Here is a 2,423-nt window from a genome sequence, read left to right on the forward strand (position 1 = left end):
TTGCGTTGAGGGGCGTCTCCTCTACCTTGCATTAATCAGCAGCCACTCTGGCTTTTGCGTTGAGGCGCGTCTCCTCTACCTTGCATTAATCAGCAGCCTCTCTAGTTTTTGCGTTGAGGGGCGTCTCCTCTACCTTGCATTAATCAGCAGCCACTCTGGCTTTTGCGTTGAGGCGCGTCTCCTCTACCTTGCATTAATCAGCAGCCACTCTGGCTTTTGCGTTGATGTGCGTCATCTAGAAGCCAGATGCCAAAATGCTAAGGCTACAGTGTACTTTCTGCAATAGAAACCCGCATTTCTCGCCTCTGTTCCAGCTACACTGCATAAAGTGCAACAGAATGAGCCTCTGGCTCTCTCTTCGCCCCGTATCCGGTTCATTCTGCTGCACAAACTACAACGTACGCTCAAAACTAACCGGATTTTGTCCGTTCCATTGCAAAAACTGCAACGTAGATTAAGAGAATGTGATTGTAACAAACCTAGCTAAATTGCCATCGAGCCTCTTCCCTTCTGAGTTAGCAATGGACGAACTCACCCAACGCTAGTGAAGTTCGGTTCCTTCAAGGAAATGCCTTGAAGGGGAGCAAGGAGAGATATGACGAAAGCAGGTCTGCTGCTGTCGAAGACTTTGCATTAATGAGCAACCACTCTGGCTTTTGCGTTGATGTGCGTCATCTAGTAGCCAGATGCCAAAATGCTAAGGCTACAGTGTACTTTCTGCAATAGAAACCCGCATTTCTCGCCTCTGTTCCAGCTACACTGCATAAAGTGCAACAGAATGAGCCTCTGGCTCTCTCTTCGCCCCGTATCCGGTTCATTCTGCTGCACAAACTACAACGTACGCTCAAAACTAACCGGATTTTGTCTGTTACATTGCAAAAACTGCAACGTAGATTAAGAGAATGTGATTGTAACAAACCTAGCTAAATTTCCATCAAACCTATCCCCTTCTGAGTTAGCAATGGGCGAACTCATCCAATGCTAGTGAAGTTCGGTTCCTTCAAGGAAATGCCTTGAAGGGGAGTACGGAGAGATATGACGAAAGCAGGTCTGCTGCTGTCGAAGACTTTGCATTAATGAGCAACCACTCTGGCTTTTGCGTTGATGTGCGTCATCTAGTAGCCAGATGCCAAAATGCTAAGGCTACAGTGTACTTTCTGCAATAGAAACCCGCATTTCTCGCCTCTGTTCCAGCTACACTGCATAAAGTGCAACAGAATGAGCCTCTGGCTCTCTCTTCGCCCCGTATCCGGTTCATTCTGCTGCACAAACTACAACGTACGCTCAAAACTAACCGGATTTTGTCTGTTACATTGCAAAAACTGCAACGTAGATTAAGAGAATGCGATTGTAACAAACCTAGCTAAATTTCCATCAAACCTATTCCCTTCTGAGTTAGCAATGGACGAACTCATCCAATGCTAGTGAAGTTCGGTTCCTTCAAGGAAATGCCTTGAAGGGGAGTACGGAGAGATATGACGAAAGCAGGTCTGCTGCTGTCGAAGACTTTGCATTAATGAGCAACCACTCTGGCTTTTGCGTTGATGTGCGTCATCTAGTAGCCAGATGCCAAAATGCTAAGGCTACAGTGTACTTTCTGCAATAGAAACCCGCATTTCTCGCCTCTGTTCCAGCTACACTGCATAAAGTGCAACAGAATGAGCCTCTGGCTCTCTCTTCGCCCCGTATCCGGTTCATTCTGCTGCACAAACTACAACGTACGCTCAAAACTAACCGGATTTTGTCCGTTCCATTGCACAAACTGCAACGTAGACCAAGAGCATGCGATTCGATTCCAGCAAACTCCGCTTAACAAATTACCCACTTGCGAAATTGTTGAACGAGCCATACCACCCATACCAGCAAGCCAGCTACTCCTCATCCACCACACTCACTACTCGCCCTTCAACAAACTACTCCTCCACAATTGCTAAATGAGCACTTGCAGCCGTACCGTCCATACGAGTCATGTCAACAAGCAGCCAGTTGCTCCCAATCCACCACATTCACTACTCGCCCTTCAACAAACTACTCCTACATAATTGCTGAATGAGCACTTGCAGCCATACCATCCATACTAGCCATCACAACAAGCAGCCAGCTACTCCTCATCCACCACATTCACTACTCGCCCTTCAACAAACTTAGAAGCACACCGATCTGCCTAACGGCAACGGTTAGATAATTTCACTTACAAAAAACAAAATAAATCTCTAAATCGAAGCTCCATTCGCGTGCTTGCTACTGCGGCTCCTTACACAAAAAAGAGGCCCTCCCGAGGTATTTATTACCTACCGAGATTGCCCCTTATTGATTATGATTCAGCTTTACTCCTATGATTCAGTCTTACTCTTAGATTCAGCTTTATTCCTATGATTCAGTCTTACTCTTAGATTCAGCTTTACTCCTATGATTGAGTACTA

Origin of the sequence: Paenibacillus endophyticus (assembly GCF_014192395.1) — a bacterium.
GTDB classification, from domain to species: Bacteria; Bacillota; Bacilli; order Paenibacillales; family Paenibacillaceae; genus Pristimantibacillus; species Pristimantibacillus endophyticus.